Origin of the sequence: Collinsella sp. AM23-17 (assembly GCF_003470945.1) — a bacterium.
Taxonomy (GTDB): domain Bacteria; phylum Actinomycetota; class Coriobacteriia; order Coriobacteriales; family Coriobacteriaceae; genus Collinsella; species Collinsella aerofaciens_O.
This window is the reverse complement of record NZ_QRHU01000004.1, coordinates 104,842-122,918: the sequence shown is the minus strand read 5'-3', so window position 1 is coordinate 122,918 and position 18,077 is coordinate 104,842. Positions and strand designations below refer to the sequence as shown.

Below are 18,077 nucleotides of genomic sequence, written 5' to 3'. Positions count from 1 at the left end.
CTTGCAGCGACGGACCTCGGGACGCTCTTACACCACGTCTGCGCGCGCCACCAAATCGATAGGTCAAATCTGCCAAAAACGGCCCATAACAAAAGAGCTCCCATTGCTGGGAGCTCTTTCAATCAATGGTGCGGGCGAAAGGACGTCCGCGTATCCGCTTCGCGGATCCGCACCGGCTTCGGCCGCCTGCCGGCGTCCTCGCCAGCTCGCTAAAAACGCTCCGCGTTTTCTTGACGCTCGCTCCTTCGCAGGTTCAAGTCCCCGCGCTGGGCCCATAACAAAAAAAGCTCCCATTGCTGGGAGCTTTTTCAATCAATGGTGCGGGCGAAAGGACTTGAACCTTCATGGGGTTGCCCCCATACGGACCTGAACCGTACGCGTCTGCCAATTCCGCCACGCCCGCGTGCAGGAATTAGAATAACGGAGCGCCACCACGAACGCAAGAACTATTTTTGAAAAAGTTTGCAGGCATTTTCCCAAGCGGCTTGCGCGATTGTTTCGGCGTCCTCACCAGTGCGATCAACACGGTCGTTAACCAGCGCGTTTGCCGTAATGGAGATCATTGCGGGCTCGCATTCAAGACCACGGATGGGCTCCGGAGCCATATACGGGCAATCCGTCTCGAACAAAATTCGATCGAGTGGGGTCGCCGCAAATGCCTCGCGCACGTCGTCGTTGCGCTTAAAGGTGGCCGCACCACCATAGGCGATATAGCAGCCCAGCTTCACAAAGCACTCCATCGTGGCGCGGTCCTCGCCAAAGCAGTGCAGCACACAACCGGCCTGGGGCACGCCCACCTCACGAAGCACGTTGTACGCATCCATATGCGAGGTGCGCTCCCCATCCGAGTCCTCGTGCCGCAGGTGCAACTCCACCGGCACGTTACGGCACGCGGCAAGCTCGAGCTGGCGCGCCATGCAGTCAATCTGCACGTTATGAGGTGCCGGCGCGATATCGTCATCATAGTCCATGTGGTAGTCCAGGCCGATTTCGCCAATACCGGCGCATAAGGGGTCATCGAGTGCGGCAACGACCTGTGCGTGAACGTCGTCGGTATAGTCCGGCGCGCCATACGGATGCACGCCGGCAAGATACTTGATCTGCGGGATATCCTGCATCGGCAGAATCTCGCGCGTCAGCCAGTCGCTATAGTCCGTCACGCTGCGCTTATCGGCAATGGGATCGAAGACCGTCACCAACAGGTCGATGCCTGCCGCCTTGGCACGCACGAGTGTCTCGGGCACATCCTTGCCCCAGAACGAAAGCAGATGCGCATGTGTGTCGGCAAGCGGTGCCAAGGGCACGGGACAAGCAACCGTCTTCTTTTTTTTGGTAAACGTCACGCGTTCGGCATTAAGCGTCATGGGAAAGCTCCCGAGCCAGGCACACAAAGTCGGCGACGCCGAGCGTCTCGGCGCGCGTGGTGGGTGCGATACCGCAAGCCTCAAAGGCGGCATCGAGCACGTCCTTGGCAAAGCCGTTGGCGCTCATGGAATTGCGGATGGTCTTGCGACGCTGAGCAAATGCAGCGTCAATCACGCGGGCCACAAATTCGCGATCGAGTCCTTCGGGCACCACACCGTCAACACGGTCGATACGCACGACGGCCGAGTCCACGTGTGGCGCCGGCATAAAGCAACGCGGCGGCACCTCAAAGCGACCCGTTACCTGCGCATACAGGCCAAGCTTTGCCGTATAGCCGCCATAGGTCTTGTTGCCCGGCACTGCGGCAATGCGATCGGCAACCTCCTTTTGCACCATGACGACGGCGCGCTTGAGCGCCGGCATCGTCTGGAAAAATTGCAAAATGATCGTCGCCGCCACGTTATAAGGCAAGTTCGCGACAAATACCGTCGGCTCACCGCCCGCAGCCTGCTCAATCTGCTCCGGGCCCACCTTAAGCGCGTCGCCCATGATAAAGCGGAAGTTGGCATAGTCGGCGGCGTGGGCGTCGAGCACCGGTTCGAGCTCAGGATCGGCCTCAATGGACGTAACGCACGCCGCTTCCTGCAGCAACGCAAGTGTCAAAGTACCGCAACCCGGACCCACCTCGAGTACGCGCTCGTCACCTGCAAACTCGGCAAGCTCGCAGATACGCTCGATCACATGATTGTCGATTAGAAAGTTCTGGCCCAGGCGATGCTTGGTCGCAAGGCCAAACTCCTCCAGCAGCTCCCTTGTTGCCGTGGGGTTTGCCAAAGGCGAAGTTGTCATAGTTGCCTCCTTAGCATGATGGCGGCGTCTTGAAACGAAAGGGCATGGACCGTTGCGGCCATGCCCTTACATCTAAACAGCAAATTGCCGATATGGCGCTCGCGCGGTCTCTACGCCAGACGCGGGAACAGCGGATCGCCCTTCTCGACGGGCTGACCACCAGCAAGCAGGCCCCAAGCGCAAATGCCCTTGAGGTCGTCGGTCGCGGCCTCGTTCTCGCAGGACAGGCGGCGCAGGGCCTCGGCAGAGGTCTGAGGCATGAGCGGCATCAGCAGGTGAGCGGCAATGCGGATGGCCTCGAGCAGGTTGTAGATCACAAACGCCAGCTCGTCAGCCTTGGCCTCGTCCTTGGCAAGTGCCCAGGGCTCGGAGTCCTCGATGTAGTGGTTGGCGGCGTGGATGAGCTCCATGACCTCATCCTTGGCTCCGCCGTAATCGAGCACGTCCATCTTGGCCATGTAGCGGTCGACCAGGCCATCGGCGATCTTTGCCAGCGGGTTGTCGAACGCGTCGGCAGACGCCGGTTTAGCCGGGGCGCAGCCGTCAAAGTACTTTGCGCTCATGTTGAGCGAGCGCGAAATGAGGTTGCCCCAGCTGTTGGCCAGATCGGCGTTGTAGACCTGCTCCATGCGATCGAAGCTGATGGCGCCGTCGGTACCGGGAACGACGTCGGTCATGAAGTAGTAGCGATAGCCCTCGACGCCCAGCATGTCGATAACGTCCTGCGGAGCGATGGCGTTACCGCGGCTCTTGGACATCTTCTCGGCCTTGCCCGTCTCGGCATTGCGCACGGTCAGGAAGCCGTGGGCAAAGACGTGCTCGGGCAGGGCCTCGCCGATGGCCATGAGCATGGCGGGCCAAATGACGCAGTGGAAGCGGATGATGTCCTTACCCACGATGTGGAACTGCGCGGGCCAGCGATAGGCCAGCTCGGCACGCGCCTCGTCGGTGTCGACACCGTAGCCGACGGCCGTCATATAGTTGAGCAGCGCATCGAACCACACGTAGGTCACGTGACCCTCGTCAAACGGGACCTGAATGCCCCAGTCAAAGCTCGTGCGGCTCACGGAAAGGTCGTTAAGGCCGCCCTCGACAAAGCTACGTACCTCGTTCATGCGGAACGCAGGCTCGACAAAGTCGGGGTGCTCGTCATAGAGCTTGAGCAGCTTGTCCTGGAAGGCGGAGAGCTTAAAGAAGTAGGACTCCTCCTGCACGCGCTCAAGCGGACGGTGGCAGTCGGGGCATAGATGCTGGCCGACGCTGCCGTACTCCTCGTCGCCCTTCTGGACCTGCGTATCAGTGAAGTAGGTCTCGTCAGGCACGCAATACCAACCGTCGTAGCTGCCCTTATACAGATAGCCGGACTCCTTCATGCGCTCCCACAGGTACTGCACGGCATGATGCTGGCGCGGCTCGGTGGTGCGGATGAAGTCGTCGTTGGAGATCTCGAGCTTGCTCCAAAGCTCCTTGAAGTGCGGGGCCTGGCTATCGGTCCACTCCTGCGGCGTCATGCCATGCTTGGCTGCGGCCTCGGCGACCTTCTCGCCATGCTCGTCCATGCCGGTCAGGAACTTGACGTTATAGCCGGCGGAACGGCGATAGCGAGCCTGAACGTCGGCGATGATGGTGGAATAAGCCGTGCCCAGGTGCGGATCGGCGTTGACGTAGTAGATGGGCGTCGTGATAAAGAACGAAGGCTTGCTTTGATCCATGGGGTTTGTCCTCCAGAAAAACGTTGCATACAGAGGATGATTCTAGCGCAAGGGCTGGATATCCTCCATCTATTGCATATCGAGCACCATGGCATAGACATCGCGCTTGCGGCGCGAATACTTCTGAGACAGGCGCTTGGCCACCGCAGACGCAGGCTCCCCCTCCTCGAGCGCGGCGCGGATATCCTCGCGCAGGGCCTCGTCGGGATCCGCTGCCGTGGCGCCGACCGGCACGATACCGGCCTCCTCATCCTCGCTCGGCGGCGCGATGACCAGCGCGATCTCGCCCTTTACCTCGCCGCGAGCGCGCAGTTCCTCGGCAAGCTGGGCAGCGAGCCCGCGCAAGACCTCCTCGTGCAGCTTGGTGAGTTCGCGGCAGACGGCAACCTCACGCTGGGGAAAGACCTCCGCCACGGCCTCGAGCGTCGCCACGATGCGATGTGGAGACTCGTAGAAGATGAGTGCGCCGGGCACCACGGCAAGGCGCTGCAAACGGCGCACACGGTCGCCGTGCTTTCGGCCCAAAAAGCCCTCGAAGAAAAAATGCTCGCAGGGAATGCCGGACGAAACAAGCGCCGTGACGCAAGCAGAGGGCCCGGGAATAACTTCGACGGGTACATCGGCCTCACGCGCCGCCTCGACCAGCGCCTGGCCGGGATCGGACACGCTCGGCATGCCGGCGTCCGAGGCAAAGGCGAGGGTCTCCCCCGCCAGCAGACGGTCGACCAGGCCGGCAGCGCGGCTAGCGATCACATTCTCGTCGCAACGGACAAGCGGCTTGGAAATGCCCAGGTGCATCAGCAGCTTTGACGTCACACGCGTGTCTTCGCAGCAAATGGCATCGGCGGCGGCAAAGGCCTCGCCAACGCGCGGGGACAGGTCGCCTAGGTTGCCGATGGGCGTGCCGACCACATAGAGTTTGCCCGTATGGGCGCTGTTTTGCGTCATATCAACCTATTCAATCATGCCGCGCTCGAGCGTACCGAGCGCCGCGCGGGCGTCCCATGCTGCAATGCGCTTCTCGGTCTTCCACGTTTGGAAGAACCAACCGGCAGCCGGCGCAAACGAAGCCAGCTGGTTGGCGATAAACACGCGCTCGTAGGCATTGCGGCCCTCGGGCGTAACCGACGAGTTGGCAAAGATCGCCGCGCCCGACCATTCGCCCACCAGCACGGGGAACCCAGTCGAAATCGCTTCTTTAAGCTCGCGCTTGTTACGCGAAATCGCCGTCGTCAGCCCGCGAGGGCTCGTGATGTCGAGCGCATACTCGTCGCGGTAATGGTACAGGTGAAGGTCCATGTAGACGTTCTTGTACTTGGCGCCGCGCATAAAATGCTTCCACTCGCTGGGATGCCCCGACGACGAGAAGACGACGATTTTATCCTCGGGCATATACGAACGGACGAGCTCGTAGGCATCGCGATAGAAATTGCGCAGGTAGTGCGCCGGAATGCCATCCGTCATGGTGAAGAGGCTCTTGCGGACACTCATCTGCGGCGTATCCAGCAGCTCAATGCCCAGCAGGCTCTCGGCCTCGCCGTAGCGATCGGCCAAGCGCTCGAGCACGTCGAGTGCGACATGACGACCGTTGGTGGACGAATGCCACTCGGCAACAGCCTCCGGCGTGGTGGGCGAATCGTTGGAATCGCCCTGGCCACCTGGCACGGTTGCCAGATCGAGCAGCACGCGGATGTTGTACTTGGCAGCCCACTCAATCGCGCGGTCGATGTAATCGACAACCGAGATGTAGGACGCATCGGACTCCTGCGAGCCAAAGGCATACCAGGGCACCGGCAGACGCACGGCATTGAGGCCAATCTGCGCCATGCGGCGAAAATCGTCCTCGCTCACAAACGTTTCGTAATGACGGCGCATGCGCTCGTTATAGGCGGCGGTGCCCATAGCCTCCTGCAGCTCGGCCGCGTTGGATGCACCGGTCGCTGCATACAGCGACGGGGTCACCCAAGGCTCGGGAATAAACCAGCCAGAGAGATTAACACCGAGTATCCTCTCCATCACTGCCCCCTTCGAATCATGCAGGTCGAACCCGCATCGTATTGCATAGGATAAGTATCGTTTTGAGTATACCCGCGTGTGCGGACAGGCGACCGAACGGTCTGTAAAGTGACGCGAAAGTGGGAGGAATGTCTGGGAACAGGCGGGCTCGGGATGGTGCGATGAGGTGTGTACGCGCGCCAGAGGCAGGCACCGGAAAGCATGTCCCGTTCTATCGCTCAATAATGGGGCGCATTTTCCGTTAGCAGGCCCAACCGGAAAATGCATCCCGTTCTGAGCGCGGGATCTGGGACGCAGTTTCCGCCAAAGGCCGCAAAAGGAAAGCACGTCCCATTCTGACGCCGGATTCCGGGTCGCGCTTTCCCAAGCGGCCTCAAAGCGGAAAACGCATCCCACTCTGAAGCCAAATTCCGGGACGCAGTTTCCGCAGAACCCTACATAAAAGAAAAGGACCCCTTTGCAGAGGTCCTAGTCAATTCAAGGTGGCGGGGAAGGGAATCGAACCCCTGACACGAGGATTTTCAGTCCTCTGCTCTACCAACTGAGCTACCCAGCCATTTGAGGTGTGCCTTGTTTCAAGGCTTGATTAGTATAACCAAGGACGCGTTCCGGTCAACCGAGAATTTTAAAAAAGTTTTTGAGCACAGCCTCGGTTCTATAAATCGGCACGTCAGAGGCATCAGCCGGCAGCAAGAAGTTTTTCGCTCAGAGCCGCACGGGCAAACTCACTTGGCGTCATCCCCTCGGCAGCCGCCCGTCGACGAATGGCCTCCTTCATTCCCAGAGGAATCTTGACCGACAGCGTTGCCGTCCCCTCACCTGAGAGTGGGGGCCGTCCATGCACGATCCCACCAATGGTGTGTTCGCCATCCGGAAACTCTCCGCGCTCGTACGACTCGCACCACGCGTCAATCATTTCATCCGTTACAACCTGACCATTAGCGGCCGTATACGTCTTGCCCATCATCGACCCCTTTGCCGAGCCTGTTCAATCTCCTGCCAAAATTTCTTCTGGACTGGAGACAAGGCATGAATGATAAGCCACCCACGGACAAGCTCGACCGCGACAAGCTCCACGCTTCGTCCGTCTGGGAGCCATCCAATCGCAAGCCATCTCGGCGGCTCGCCCTTCGACTCGCGACGAATGCACTCAGTAACCGCAAGCCAAGCGCTAAGCACCTGCTTTTCCGTCAGGTGCTTTTTAGCGTTGGGATGGATCTCAACATCCATGCATCTTCTCCTCCATCTTACCCAATTTCGTATGACGAAAGTCCGCTGTCGCCAATTCTTAAGCCGGCACGCGTTGGAGAGCAGGGATCGAAACAATGATTGAAGGACGCTCTAGTACGGCCCAGGCGCCGGGGCAGGAGCACGTGCGCCAAGGACGAACGCTTTCGTAGCGCGCGAGGATATTGCCGTCGCGATCGATGAAGGCGATGTCGATGGGATAGGCCATAAAACACGTATGGACCGAAGAGCAGCGTGGAAACGCCATGACGAGCGGCAGACCGTTGGCGGCAACCGGACACCGTCCCAGCATGCCGCGCAGGCGCACGGCAAACGACTCCGCCACCACAAACTCGGCCGGCGTCCAACCCAGCCTGTTGAGCGCCCGCGCGTACGCGATGTAGAACGAGACCGCGGTCACATGACCACCCCCGGACGCCATGGATCGACCGTCACCGCGCGCTCGTGCGACAACGTTGTCGGCGCCCCCAGCGTAACGCCAGCGATGCTGAGAGAAGTCGGCCACGGCTCATAGTGCATGGTGCAGGTGTAGGTCCTAAACGTACCGGATAGGGAGAGCAGGCCACCATCCGATGCCTCCGCGCCTTGCTCGCTCGACACTTCGATCTGCAAGCCATAGCCTTCCATGGCATTCAGAATTTGAGTCTGAACCGTCGCCGAGGCATCGGCAGAGCTTTCGTCGCCCTCCCCCTCCGACGCCACGGCGTGCGCCAACACGATGTCGGGCACCACGCGGTCGAAGCGCGCGACAGCGCTGGCAAAGATCATGACGTTGTATACGATGAGTGCCAGCACCAGCAAAACGGGCGTAACCACTGCCATCTCCACCGTCGCTTGGGCGCGCTCCTCGCGCAGACGCATGCGGATACTCATTACGACCCACCGCCCAGAGCGCCAACCAGCGTGGCGACATCGACGGTGAGCGGGATGGAGCCGCCGCCGGGCAGAGGAATCTCCGCAAGCGTGAACACCGTGCCGCTAATGGTGCGTTCGACTTGATATTCCAACGCCTCGCAAAGCGCCTTGGGATCGGTCACGCCCAACGGAATACTTCGCAGCTTGTCTTGCGCTTGAGAGAAACCAGCAATGTCAGACCCCGGGCTCTTAATGACGTTGGCGGAATCGGTCAGCACTGGCTTTCGCAGGCGCAAGTCGCACGGTTCCAAACCCAGCGCCGCCACGGACGCCGAAACGGTATCGCCGAGCCACGATGCGATGGAGCCCAACGCGCCGCTGCCCCCTCCTAGGCCTTTAATCATCTCGCCTATAAGTTCGTCGGCCGAACCTTGGATATCACCGTATCCCACAAGCAGCCGTCCCCAAACATCCATGACGCCGTCGAGCACACCGGCAACGCCGCCCGAGCGTTCCTTCAATGTCGAGAAAAATCGCGAAAGCACGTTGTTTTGCGCCGTCGCCTCATCGGGCGCCAGCACCGCGGCAGAGATGGCACCGCGATCGCCAAGCCTGACTGCCGTGTTAAACGAAGAGTTGAGCTCATCGGGGCTCGAGATGGCACCCGAAACCGCAAAGGCAACCACGCCGTTGCGACCGGACGGCGCGATACGTGGACGCTCACCGGAAAGTTCTTTGATGGCGGTATCGAACGCATTGCCCGCACGGTCGGCTTCGTCCTCGGTCTGACGCTCGAGCTCGAGCTCCTTGTTGCGACAGTCGACGTAGTCCTCCAGGGCGTCTTTAAACTTGTCAAAGTGATACTCGAAGCCGTTTTCGATAGAGGTTGAAGGCGCCGCAACAGCACCAAGCGACAAAACGCCAAAATGGCATTTGCTGCATTTATCCTGTCCATCGTAATCGGCAACCGAAGCAAATCCGCTCGGCGTCCCTTTCTTATAGTTAGGGCAGGTCGTCCCGTAATGCAGATACGCCTTGTCATCGTTCACGCTAGTCGGCCACACCGCATCGGTATAGAGTTCCGTCGCCCGAACCTCATCAGAGTTGCGCGGCAGCAGCGGAATATAGGAGGAAACCCTGTCTCCGTTCTCGGTTATATATGCCCGATCGACCTCCGCGTTCGCATAGGTATAAAACGCCTTACGCGCCGCAGACTCTGCCTTCATCTCGACACTCGAGCCCTGGGGCTTCTCATTTGTCAGACGCCAATGGTAGTAGTCCTTCGCGCGATCAAGGGCAACTTGAGGCTCCCACGTAACGCTCGATGAGTAATGCGGATTTTGAACACCGGAGAGATCCGTTAGGCTTTTCGCGCGCTCCCACATGCAAGAACAGCTGCCGACCGAGCCCTTGTCAGACCCACCACAATCCGCCAGCCAAGCACGCTCTTTAGCCTTCGCCGTGTCCTCAGAAGCCTTCCGCAGCTCCTCGGCCGCACGCTCTAAATCATCTGATGTGTCTTTAATGGTATCGGTCGAGATCTCGGACCCTTTGAGCGCAGCGAAGTCCGACTCGGATGTCCTGGGCACGGCAAGCGCCGTACCGGTATAGGTCACACTATCGGTATCCTGCGCCGACACCGCCTGCGTGGCACGCGCGGCGATCAGATACGGCAGAGCCGTCTCGATTTTCTGTAAGCCTTCCGATGCGCTTTTGGCAAACTTGTTGCGCGTTTTAATGATCTCGATCCCGGTGTCGACCATATTGCCGGCAACCGGCTCGGCACCCGGGATGAGGATGGCGACCAGGCCCGTCCCGATCGTGGCAAACCCCGCCAGCCCCAGACTCAAGATACTCGCATCAACCACCGTGGCAGCCGTGTGATAGGACGACACCACGTTGGCACCCGCCAGCGCGCCGCTATCAGCCGCCACCTGGGTGTCCCCGGCACGCAACATGCTCCATATCGCCGCGGTCGACGAAAACAACAATGTGAGCACCACTAGGATGACCACGGCAGAAGAAAGCGTGGTATAGGCACCGTCTTCGATAAACAGATCGACACCGGCTCGACCCATAAAGCCACCTCGCTTGCAATGGCAACTCGGACGGCGCGTCAAAACGCGTCTAGACCAGAAACGCTTAATCCCATGTAGCAATCCACGAATCATAATCTCCCTCCAGCCATTCGGGACGCGATTGATACGAGACATCGACCTTGAGCTCAACGTAGCCGCCCTCGGCGGTACCACCCATAGCCTGCGCAAACGCACCGATCACGGGCAACGGCTTGACCTCGCCGGAAACGGACACGGACGAGACGCCACCCGCACCGGCCCGGCCAAGCTCGATATCCCACGACAGCGGCCCGCCGGCATGAAAAATCGAAACGTTGGGCACTGCGGCAAGCCGGCGGCGAGTGAACTCCTCAAGATCGTCGTCCTCCGCCGTCGTCGTGGTCATGAGCCGCGCGGTCTCGGCGGCGGCAGACTCCATGACCGCGCGCGTATAGAGCAGGCACACCGGTTGCAGTGCGAGAAGGATGAGCGTCAGAAACGTCGGCAGCAAAAAAGCGGCCTCGACCGTAGACTGCGCCCGGTCCTCGCACGCGATATCAATACAACGCGATGTCCTCAGCGCCCGCAGCGGCGTCGATAACCGACATCGAGGCAACGCCATGGGATGCCGCCCGCTCAACCAGCGCCGCCAAGCGCCCATCGGTGCCAGCACGCCAAAGTCCCGCAATCGCCAGCACGATCGATAACAGCGCCACCGTGACGATGGCGTATTCCACAGTCGCTTGGGCAACCTCCTCACGCAGAACGCCATGCATTTCACGACCCCTCCTTTGAGCTTATTGTTTGCGGGACCAGGCGCACGGCGCGCAGACGACACGAAGCATCGCCAGTATCCGCAGCAACCGTCACCATATCGACCCAGCCGCGTCCGTCACGCACGATGGCGCCCCACACGTTTCCCTTGATGTCGAGATAGCCGCTCAGAGCAAGTTGCGCCGTGGGTACCTCGCGATAGGAACGCAGCATATCCGCCGCCGCTTCGGTCATCGGTCGGTCCTCGGACCATGCAAGCCGGACCACAATCGCGTTGCCCCCAGGCGAATCCGTCGCAGTGCCAGACCGCTTGTCGAGCGTCCGCAGAAAGGTTTGCGCCGTGACAGCGACATCCGAATCGTCCGCATCTCGCATCTCATCTTTTTGAGACGCCACCGCCGAATCTGAGCCCAAATCGGAGGCGGTCCCAGGACGCTGCTGCCGCGCGGCGTTAAGCCCCCAAAGCACCGCCGCTATCGCCACGGTCAGGCAAGCAAACACCAGCAGCACCCCGACGGGGCGCTCGCCCTCTACAGGCTGTTGATGCCCTCGCTGATAGCGTTCCATAGATCTTGGACCTTGCCCTTAAATGCGACGATGGCGATAATCGCGATCACCACGAGCACGCCGACCAAGATGGCATACTCGGTGGTACCCTGCGCACTCTCCTCCTGCAATAGTTCCTTGGCGCGCTGACGAACATGTGCCGCCCGGCAAAACGCCCAGCCCTGCACCTTGCCAGCAGTGTCAGTCATCGTGTTCATGTATTCCTCCCTACATCATCCCGCCTGCTCCCAGCAGCGGGCCCAATATGGACAGAAGCAACGCCGGCAAGATGAGCGTGCCGGTGGGAATCAGCAGCTTGACGGGCGCACGCTCGATCTCGCGCTCGACCGCGGCGCGATGAGCCGCACGGATCTCGCGACTTTGAGCGGCCAGCGTCTCGGCAAGTGGGGCACCCAGGGCGAGCGCCTGCCCCACCGTGATGGCAAAGGTCTCGAGCGCTCGCACGTCCAGGTCGCGCGCGGCGGCCAACAACTCGTCCTCACGCGTGCCCACGCCCACCTGCCACGCCATGCAGGCGCGCTCAAGGCGAAGAGCCAGCACTGACCGGCGGTTGGCGCAGAAAATCTCAAGCGCCGCATCAAACGAAAGACCGGCCGAAAGACCCAAGCGCACAACATCGATCATCTCGGAAACTTCGCCGAGCGACACTCGCGCCGGGCCGCCCGCTCCAACCGCGCCCTTCACTCGCGCGGTCAGAGCATCGACCACCGAGCGACCCGCGGCAGCGACCAGCACCGCCTCGCGCTTGCAGGCCCCTGCGATCTTGCGTGCATCCGCCCGATCCAAACCCGTCGCGACAAATACACTCAGGGCGCACAGGCAAGCCGCAACTGCAACCGGGGCGCTCATAGCTCCACCCGCATAATGCGCCGGATAACCACCAGGGCAACGGCGTTGAGGGCAAGACCCAGCACCACAGCGCCCGCGCCGGCGGGCGTCGCAAGACCGCGACGAAAATCTGCCGAAAGCAGCGCCAACACCGCGCACATGCCCGCCGGCATCGCCGCGACCATATGCGCAGACATGCGAGCCTGCGACGTCTTAACATCCAGGCGGCGCTTGAGCTCAATGCGCTCCCCCACCATGCTCGACGCCTCGGACAGTAAGTCGGCAAGCGGAGCGCCGGTGCGCTGAGACACCTTAAGCGCCAAGGTCACAAGCGAAAGACCGGGGGCGTCGATACGCACGAGCAAGTCATCGAGCGCGTCGGTCGCCGAGATGCCGCAATCGATCGCCGCCGCCACCCGCAAAAACTCGGTATGCACTGGCTCTTGCGCATGAGCGCCCACAAAGCGCATGCCCTGGGCCAGCGAATGTCCCGAGGCAAGCGACATGGAAAGTGCGGTAAACGCCTCGGGCATTGCCTCTTCTGCATCGTGTTGCTCGCGCCGGCTCTCAAAGCCATCCCAAGCGGCACCAACGGCAAACGGAGCAACAAGTCCCGAGGCAAATCCGAGGGGCGATAACGACACCATCGTTAGTAAAACGCAGCAGACACCGCTCGATAGCAGCAGAAACGCCAAACGTCCCGAAGCATCTTCGATCACGAGGCCAAGGCGATGCGCCGGAGCCAGCGATGCCCACGAACGGGCGATCTTTTTCAGCAGATCGTTTTCCACCAGCTCACGCGGCAGCTTCTCTGCCACCGTCTCGAGCGCCTGACGTGCCAGCTCCGCCGGCGGTACCTGCGGCACACGAGGTTCCGCCCCGCACGCCGTCGCGACAGAAAGCCCTGCCAAGCCCCCTACGACGAGGGGCACAGTGATCTCCATTCGTCCACCTCCTCTTGTGTGAGCGTCCCCGACCGCAGGCCTTCTGCGATAAACGGCGGCTCGCGGTCAAGCGTCCAGGTGCGCTCGGCGGCATCGAACGTCACATAGCGCTCGAGCTCTACGCCGCCCGATGCGGCGCGTCGCACCCCCGAATACGAGGAGACGAAGCGCCTGCCATCGGCGTGGCGCTCGGACATCACGATACCGTCGAGTGCCATGGCAATCTGCTCCTCGATGAGCTCGCTCGGCAGATCGATGCCATAACGTGCAAGCAACGTCAGACGCACCACGGTCTCCTGTTCTGAACCCGCATGAAGCGTGGTGAGCGACCCGTCGTGGCCCGTGTTCATGGCCTGCAACATGTCGCAGCACTCGGCACCGCGCACCTCGCCCACCACGATGCGGTCGGGGCGCATGCGCAGGGCATTAGTCACCAGGTCGCGGATCGTCACCGCGCCCTCGCCCTCAATTGAAGCCTCGCGCGCCTCTAGGCGCACCACGTGCGGATGATGCGCAAACTTGAGCTCGGCAGAGTCCTCGATCGTCACGATGCGCTCGCCGGTGGAAATCTCACATGACAACGCGTTGAGCAGGGTGGTCTTACCAGATCCCGTGCCTCCCGCAACCGCCAGGTCCTGTCGCAGCGACACCGCACACGACAGCAGCTGCGCATACCAAAGCGGCAGCGATCCCAACCCCACGAGCTCGTCCAGCGAGCAGATACGGTCCGAGAACTTTCGGATGGTGAGAATCGGTCCGTCAATCGCCACAGGCGGAATCACCGCGTTGACGCGATAGCCCGTTTTGAGGCGGGCGTTGACGATGGGGCTGCGCTCGTCGATACGGCGGCCAAGTGGCGAGATAATGCGGTCGATAAGCACACGGATCTGCTCATCATCCTCAAACGCATGCTCGATGGGGTACAAGACGCCGCCGCGTTCAAAGAAAGCCGAGCGGCAGCCGTTGATCATGATCTCGGTAACGGTGTCGTCCTCGATGAGCGGCTGCAACGGCCCCAAGCCCACCACGTCATCCAAAATCTCGTCGATGATGGTCTCGCGCTCGGGCGTCGCGAGATCGGTCGGCTCCTCAACATTGAGCGCCGCCTCCACCGCAGGACGCAATTCCGAGCGGGCAAGTGCCGGGTCGATATAGGCGCTGATACGCGCCACTTCGTCGTAACCCATGCGGTCCATCACGGCGCGCTTGGTGCGTCGTTTCACGGCGCGGCGACGCCCCACATCTACAGGCGCTGCCGCCGCCGCAGCGCCGGCAGCCTTAATCCTCGTTTGCAGGCTCATCGCTGATCACCCTCGCGCGACCAGGGAAGGCGGATACGCGGGCGTTCGGTGCGCGTTGCACGGTCGGCGACCATATCGCTCCAAGGGCCGACGGCGCACCCCAGTTCCACGAGCATCTCGCGCGTGGCCTCGCGCACGCTAGTCGCAAAAGCGCTGGTCTGCCCCACTGCCTCGTCAGCGCGCCCAAACGCCATGAGCGCGGCGAGATCCTGCCCGCCATCGGCGATACGAATCTTGGAGCTTAACGCACAGGCAATCTCAAAGCGCATGGCGACGTCCTCGTCTGCCCCGCGCGCACCGAACCGGTTGAACACGGCGCTCATGCGCGTGCGCGGCACACCTACTCGACCTGCCAGTTCAATGACGCGCGATGCCGATGCCGCGGACGACACCGCCGCATCGCCAACGACCAGGCAACGGTCGCTCGCCGCCACCGCAGCCGCCACGGCGTCGCCCCAAAAGACCGAGGTATCGATAAAGACCACGTCGGATTCGCGACGCAGAACATCAAGCAGTAGCTCCACCGGACGTGCCATGAGCTCGGCTTGCTCGGGCGCCGCGACGGGACCCCAGAGCGTAACGCCCGGCGCCACGCGCATCGAAGCGGCTACGATATCCGGCTCGGTGAGCATGCCCGCCGCCGACGGCTCGATAAGTGCCGCCATATCGCGCGGAGCATCGACGCCTAACAAGTCGTAAAGGTTTCCAAACATCAGGTCCAGGTCGAGCACGGCGGCACGCAAGCCCAACAGCGACGATGTGTGTGCCATGGTGGCAACGATCGTCGACTTGCCGCAACCGCCCGAACCCGAAATAGCGCAGATGACTGGAGCTCGATGCGGCGGAGCGGTAGCGTCTGCCGGCGGCATCGGAGGCGGCGGGGCGGGCGTCGGTGACAGCGCCCCCGTCTCCCCCGCCGCAACCACGTGCTGCGTCCAAGCCGGCATGGCTGCTTGTTCGGTCTGCGAGGCAGGCTCGTTCTGCGCAATCTGCTCATGCTGCATCAGCGACAACTCGCCGCACCCGGCAAGGCCCTCAACTTCGTCGAGTTCATCCGCCAGATTCACGCCGTGCACGTATCCCATATCTACTGCCGGGGAGTCGCCAGCATGCTGCGCCGGCCCTCCAGCGTCATCGTATACAAGGGGGTTCCGGGGGCGCCGACCATGCTCGGCTTCCGCTTTTCCATAATCATCAACACGCGGGCCTCTTGTAGCGCGAGGCGCCCCGGGTTCCCTATCAACAAAAGCATCGGGCTCAATCGTCATGCGCCGATCGGAATCAACCGCTCCCTCGCCCGCGCGCCCGTTGCCGCATATACTGTGTGCAGCGATGACCTCGGTCGCCCCCGCGCGAAACAGCCCCTCGATATCCGACGGATCGAGCGCTTCTATCAACACGACCACGCGACTCACGCGGCCTTCGGCCGTCAGGCGCGCAACAGTCTTGCGCACATCTTCGGTATCAAACAGAGACGCCGCGATGATGGCAGCCCCGCGGCGCGACGGAAACGCCCGCGCCATGGAAACCAGCCCGTCCAGGTCACCCACGCGAAGCACCTGTGCACCCGCATCACGGCCCTCGACTTCCCGCTGCAACAGCCCGTAATCGCCGCACGCGCAGCACGCAAGCCAGATCGCCTTCATCACTCGTCGCCTCCGCTCTTTTTGCCGCGCGCCGTGGCGGGAATCGTCAAGCTGACCGTTCCCTTGCCCGAGGCTCCCAGCAGTTCCTTGACGTCTTCGGGGTCAGCCGCCAGCGTCACCCATTCGATCTTGCCCTCGCGCGTGGCACCGGAATCCTCACTGGTATCGATCACGTACGCGCCGCACAGCCGATCGGTCACGCCGTCTTTTTGCACATACACATCCACGTAGCTGCCCACGCCCGTAGCACCGCCGACCGAGTGCTCGGCATCGACCGCCACCGAAACGGCGACCTTGCCCTTAGGCACCTCGAGCTTGCGGCTCTCGACCTTGGTGTAGACATTGCAGATCACGGCGTTTTTGGGAATACGCGAAGTCGTCACGTCGCCGCGCACCTGGCGCAGCTCGGTCGCCGCGTCACGCGGCAGCAGACTCGTCAGCCACTCCTGGGTTATGACATTGGTCTCATCGAGGGTCTCGCCCACATCGATATCGCGCGCCGCGACGCATACCTCGACGCGATCGCCACCGTACTTGGCCAAGGTCTCAGCCTGGACCTGTTCGGCTTGTGAGCGGATCGATGAGCCGTAAACCATGCAGAGCAGAGCAGCGAGCACGCCCGCGACCAGACTGATGGCGATGCGCTTGCTCTTGTTCACGGCCGCTCCTCTCATGGCAGTGCCGGGCGAATGCCCGTACCACCATTGTCTGGGCGGTCAGAGTGCAAAGCGGCGCAATCGCAATCTTGGTTTTCGATGTCAAACCAATCGCTGACCAAAAGCTGACCAGCCCGTCAAGCTCGTGGCAAGGTTTTGGTCAGCACGTCAGCAAACTGCATGTTTCGAGGCTTTTCCGCAGCAAAAAAGCCGTCTCCCGAACAGTTGGGAGACGGCAGTCATAGGAAAAATCAATTACAGATGGACATCGGGATCGAGCATTTGAGCACTCACGCGCATGGATGACGCCAGGTTTTGGAACGTTTCCAAACGCAGACTGTCGATCTGCCCGGCGTCCTCGGCCTCGCGAACGGCGCAACCCGGCTCATGGGTATGCGTGCAATCGCCAAACCGGCACGCGCGCGATGCCTCGACAATCTCGGGGAAGGCGCGCGCCAGACCCCGCTCGTGACCCACGAGCGGTAAGCTGCGCAGGCCCGGGGCATCGGCGATCACGCCGGCGTCGCCCGGCAGCGCTACCATCACGCGCGCGACGGTAGTGTGACGGCCCTGGTCGTCGCGTTCGCGCACACCGCCGGTCGCCAACGTATCGTGGCCCAGCAGCGCATTGAGCAGCGTCGACTTGCCGGCACCCGACTCGCCCAGAATCATGGCGCAGCTCCCGGCAGGCACGCAGGCACGGACCTCGTCCAGGCCGCGGCCCTCGGCAGAGGACGTCACGATCACGCGCACGTCCGGACCCACCAGGCGGCGCACGCGGTCTAGATCGCGCTCGAGCTCCCCGGCATCGCAGCGGTCAGCTTTGGTGAGTACCACCACCGGTTCGGCATCGCAGTCGAGCGCCAACACCAGCGAGCGCGCCACGCGGTCGAGCAGCACCTCGCCGGCACCGAGCGCCTGCACGATCAGCACGCTATCCACGTTGGAGCAGAGCACCTGACGCTCACCGCGAGCGCGTCCGCGCCAGCGCTCAAAACTCGTACGGCGCGGCAGCACGCACTCAATCACGCCCATATCGTGCCCGGGAGCGCGGCGCACCGCCACACGGTCGCCCACGGCAGGCAGCAGGACCTCATCCTCGCCGCGCGACTTGGCAAACCCCACGGCATGCTCGGCACGAAACGTGTCATCGGCAGTCGCCACCAGCGGAAACCCGCGGTCCAGGCGCACCACGGCGCCAAGCTGCATCTGCTCGGGCTCCTCGGCATGTGCGCAGAAATCATCAAAGGCAGCCTGCT

Annotated in this window: 20 protein-coding genes and 2 tRNA genes; all 22 read right to left on the bottom strand. The window is 61.9% G+C overall.

Annotated elements, in window-relative coordinates; translation table 11 throughout:
- Positions 1 to 316: 316 nt before the first annotated feature.
- The 22 genes from DW645_RS02775 to rsgA all read right to left on the bottom strand — a co-directional run bounded on the left by DW645_RS02775 (position 317) and on the right by rsgA (position 18,027).
- Positions 317 to 403 (bottom strand) — tRNA-Leu (locus DW645_RS02775).
- A 43-nt stretch (positions 404 to 446) separates the two neighbouring features.
- On the bottom strand, positions 447 to 1,364 hold the full coding sequence (locus DW645_RS02770) for a TatD family hydrolase (protein WP_118226170.1): 918 nt from the start codon (positions 1,362 to 1,364) through the stop codon (positions 447 to 449).
- Positions 1,354 to 2,214 (bottom strand): 16S rRNA (adenine(1518)-N(6)/adenine(1519)-N(6))-dimethyltransferase RsmA, encoded by an 861-nt coding sequence (gene rsmA / locus DW645_RS02765; RefSeq protein ID WP_118226168.1) that lies wholly within the window; start codon positions 2,212 to 2,214, stop codon positions 1,354 to 1,356. Before rsmA ends, DW645_RS02770 begins: the two co-directional genes overlap by 11 nt.
- 110 nt (positions 2,215 to 2,324) lie before the next feature.
- Positions 2,325 to 3,926, bottom strand: a complete 1,602-nt coding sequence (gene metG / locus DW645_RS02760) for a methionine--tRNA ligase (protein ID WP_118226166.1) — start codon at positions 3,924 to 3,926, stop codon at positions 2,325 to 2,327.
- 69 nt (positions 3,927 to 3,995) lie between these two features.
- Positions 3,996 to 4,874 (bottom strand): 16S rRNA (cytidine(1402)-2'-O)-methyltransferase, encoded by an 879-nt coding sequence (gene rsmI / locus DW645_RS02755; RefSeq protein WP_118206060.1) that lies wholly within the window; start codon positions 4,872 to 4,874, stop codon positions 3,996 to 3,998.
- Between the two features lie 6 nt (positions 4,875 to 4,880).
- Positions 4,881 to 5,942, bottom strand: a complete 1,062-nt coding sequence (locus tag DW645_RS02750) for a glycoside hydrolase family 5 protein (RefSeq protein WP_117640793.1) — start codon at positions 5,940 to 5,942, stop codon at positions 4,881 to 4,883.
- Between the two features lie 483 nt (positions 5,943 to 6,425).
- Positions 6,426 to 6,498 (bottom strand) — tRNA-Phe (locus tag DW645_RS02745).
- A 123-nt stretch (positions 6,499 to 6,621) separates the two neighbouring features.
- Entirely contained in the window at positions 6,622 to 6,906 is a 285-nt protein-coding gene (locus DW645_RS02740; protein WP_118226174.1) for a ribbon-helix-helix domain-containing protein, read from the bottom strand.
- The gene (locus DW645_RS02735) at positions 6,906 to 7,172 is read right to left on the bottom strand and encodes a hypothetical protein (RefSeq protein ID WP_118226164.1); all 267 of its coding nucleotides are present in this window, start codon (positions 7,170 to 7,172) and stop codon (positions 6,906 to 6,908) included. The genes DW645_RS02740 and DW645_RS02735 overlap by 1 nt, the downstream gene beginning before the upstream one ends.
- Before the next feature lie 58 nt (positions 7,173 to 7,230).
- Positions 7,231 to 7,590 (bottom strand): DUF192 domain-containing protein, encoded by a 360-nt coding sequence (locus tag DW645_RS02730; RefSeq protein WP_233540698.1) that lies wholly within the window; start codon positions 7,588 to 7,590, stop codon positions 7,231 to 7,233.
- Positions 7,587 to 8,063 (bottom strand): TadE/TadG family type IV pilus assembly protein, encoded by a 477-nt coding sequence (locus DW645_RS02725; RefSeq protein ID WP_117759589.1) that lies wholly within the window; start codon positions 8,061 to 8,063, stop codon positions 7,587 to 7,589. Before DW645_RS02725 ends, DW645_RS02730 begins: the two co-directional genes overlap by 4 nt.
- A complete protein-coding gene (locus DW645_RS02720; RefSeq protein WP_118226160.1) occupies positions 8,063 to 10,123 on the bottom strand; it encodes a hypothetical protein in 2,061 nt (686 codons plus the stop codon). Before DW645_RS02720 ends, DW645_RS02725 begins: the two co-directional genes overlap by 1 nt.
- Before the next feature lie 64 nt (positions 10,124 to 10,187).
- On the bottom strand, positions 10,188 to 10,724 hold the full coding sequence (locus tag DW645_RS02715) for a TadE/TadG family type IV pilus assembly protein (protein WP_118226158.1): 537 nt from the start codon (positions 10,722 to 10,724) through the stop codon (positions 10,188 to 10,190).
- Positions 10,660 to 10,878 (bottom strand): hypothetical protein, encoded by a 219-nt coding sequence (locus tag DW645_RS09875; RefSeq protein ID WP_147356623.1) that lies wholly within the window; start codon positions 10,876 to 10,878, stop codon positions 10,660 to 10,662. The genes DW645_RS02715 and DW645_RS09875 overlap by 65 nt, the downstream gene beginning before the upstream one ends.
- 1 nt (position 10,879) lies before the next feature.
- Positions 10,880 to 11,443: a hypothetical protein gene (locus DW645_RS02710; protein WP_147326459.1), complete on the bottom strand. Its 564-nt coding sequence runs from the start codon at positions 11,441 to 11,443 to the stop codon at positions 10,880 to 10,882.
- Complete coding sequence (locus tag DW645_RS02705) at positions 11,407 to 11,640, bottom strand: hypothetical protein (RefSeq protein WP_117628991.1); 234 nt, start codon at positions 11,638 to 11,640, stop codon at positions 11,407 to 11,409. The genes DW645_RS02710 and DW645_RS02705 overlap by 37 nt, the downstream gene beginning before the upstream one ends.
- 10 nt (positions 11,641 to 11,650) lie before the next feature.
- Positions 11,651 to 12,292, bottom strand: coding sequence for a type II secretion system F family protein (locus DW645_RS02700; RefSeq protein ID WP_055250542.1), 642 nt, complete (start codon positions 12,290 to 12,292; stop codon positions 11,651 to 11,653).
- Positions 12,289 to 13,215: a type II secretion system F family protein gene (locus DW645_RS02695; RefSeq protein ID WP_118226154.1), complete on the bottom strand. Its 927-nt coding sequence runs from the start codon at positions 13,213 to 13,215 to the stop codon at positions 12,289 to 12,291. The genes DW645_RS02700 and DW645_RS02695 overlap by 4 nt, the downstream gene beginning before the upstream one ends.
- Positions 13,188 to 14,516, bottom strand: a complete 1,329-nt coding sequence (locus DW645_RS02690) for a CpaF family protein (RefSeq protein WP_117634305.1) — start codon at positions 14,514 to 14,516, stop codon at positions 13,188 to 13,190. The genes DW645_RS02695 and DW645_RS02690 overlap by 28 nt, the downstream gene beginning before the upstream one ends.
- A complete protein-coding gene (locus tag DW645_RS02685) occupies positions 14,513 to 16,162 on the bottom strand; it encodes a P-loop NTPase (RefSeq protein ID WP_118226152.1) in 1,650 nt (549 codons plus the stop codon). The genes DW645_RS02690 and DW645_RS02685 overlap by 4 nt, the downstream gene beginning before the upstream one ends.
- Positions 16,162 to 16,821 carry a Flp pilus assembly protein CpaB gene (gene cpaB, locus DW645_RS02680; protein WP_226790441.1) on the bottom strand — a complete coding sequence of 220 codons (660 nt, stop codon included), beginning with the start codon at positions 16,819 to 16,821 and terminating at the stop codon, positions 16,162 to 16,164. The genes DW645_RS02685 and cpaB overlap by 1 nt, the downstream gene beginning before the upstream one ends.
- A gap of 252 nt (positions 16,822 to 17,073) precedes the next feature.
- Positions 17,074 to 18,027 (bottom strand): ribosome small subunit-dependent GTPase A, encoded by a 954-nt coding sequence (gene rsgA / locus DW645_RS02675; RefSeq protein WP_192934547.1) that lies wholly within the window; start codon positions 18,025 to 18,027, stop codon positions 17,074 to 17,076.
- Positions 18,028 to 18,077 lie beyond the last annotated feature (50 nt).

Coding starts and splice junctions, on each gene's coding strand:
- DW645_RS02770 (WP_118226170.1), bottom strand. CDS start 1,364: ATGACGCTTAATGCCGAACGCGTGACGTTTACCAAAAAAAAGAAGACG.
- rsmA (WP_118226168.1), bottom strand. CDS start 2,214: ATGACAACTTCGCCTTTGGCAAACCCCACGGCAACAAGGGAGCTGCTG.
- metG (WP_118226166.1), bottom strand. CDS start 3,926: ATGGATCAAAGCAAGCCTTCGTTCTTTATCACGACGCCCATCTACTAC.
- rsmI (WP_118206060.1), bottom strand. CDS start 4,874: ATGACGCAAAACAGCGCCCATACGGGCAAACTCTATGTGGTCGGCACG.
- DW645_RS02750 (WP_117640793.1), bottom strand. CDS start 5,942: ATGGAGAGGATACTCGGTGTTAATCTCTCTGGCTGGTTTATTCCCGAG.
- DW645_RS02740 (WP_118226174.1), bottom strand. CDS start 6,906: ATGGGCAAGACGTATACGGCCGCTAATGGTCAGGTTGTAACGGATGAA.
- DW645_RS02735 (WP_118226164.1), bottom strand. CDS start 7,172: ATGGATGTTGAGATCCATCCCAACGCTAAAAAGCACCTGACGGAAAAG.
- DW645_RS02725 (WP_117759589.1), bottom strand. CDS start 8,063: ATGAGTATCCGCATGCGTCTGCGCGAGGAGCGCGCCCAAGCGACGGTG.
- DW645_RS02720 (WP_118226160.1), bottom strand. CDS start 10,123: ATGGGTCGAGCCGGTGTCGATCTGTTTATCGAAGACGGTGCCTATACC.
- DW645_RS02715 (WP_118226158.1), bottom strand. CDS start 10,724: ATGGCGTTGCCTCGATGTCGGTTATCGACGCCGCTGCGGGCGCTGAGG.
- DW645_RS09875 (WP_147356623.1), bottom strand. CDS start 10,878: ATGCATGGCGTTCTGCGTGAGGAGGTTGCCCAAGCGACTGTGGAATAC.
- DW645_RS02710 (WP_147326459.1), bottom strand. CDS start 11,443: ATGGAACGCTATCAGCGAGGGCATCAACAGCCTGTAGAGGGCGAGCGC.
- DW645_RS02705 (WP_117628991.1), bottom strand. CDS start 11,640: ATGAACACGATGACTGACACTGCTGGCAAGGTGCAGGGCTGGGCGTTT.
- DW645_RS02700 (WP_055250542.1), bottom strand. CDS start 12,292: ATGAGCGCCCCGGTTGCAGTTGCGGCTTGCCTGTGCGCCCTGAGTGTA.
- DW645_RS02695 (WP_118226154.1), bottom strand. CDS start 13,215: ATGGAGATCACTGTGCCCCTCGTCGTAGGGGGCTTGGCAGGGCTTTCT.
- DW645_RS02690 (WP_117634305.1), bottom strand. CDS start 14,516: ATGAGCCTGCAAACGAGGATTAAGGCTGCCGGCGCTGCGGCGGCGGCA.
- DW645_RS02685 (WP_118226152.1), bottom strand. CDS start 16,162: ATGAAGGCGATCTGGCTTGCGTGCTGCGCGTGCGGCGATTACGGGCTG.
- rsgA (WP_192934547.1), bottom strand. CDS start 18,027: ATGCAGCTTGGCGCCGTGGTGCGCCTGGACCGCGGGTTTCCGCTGGTG.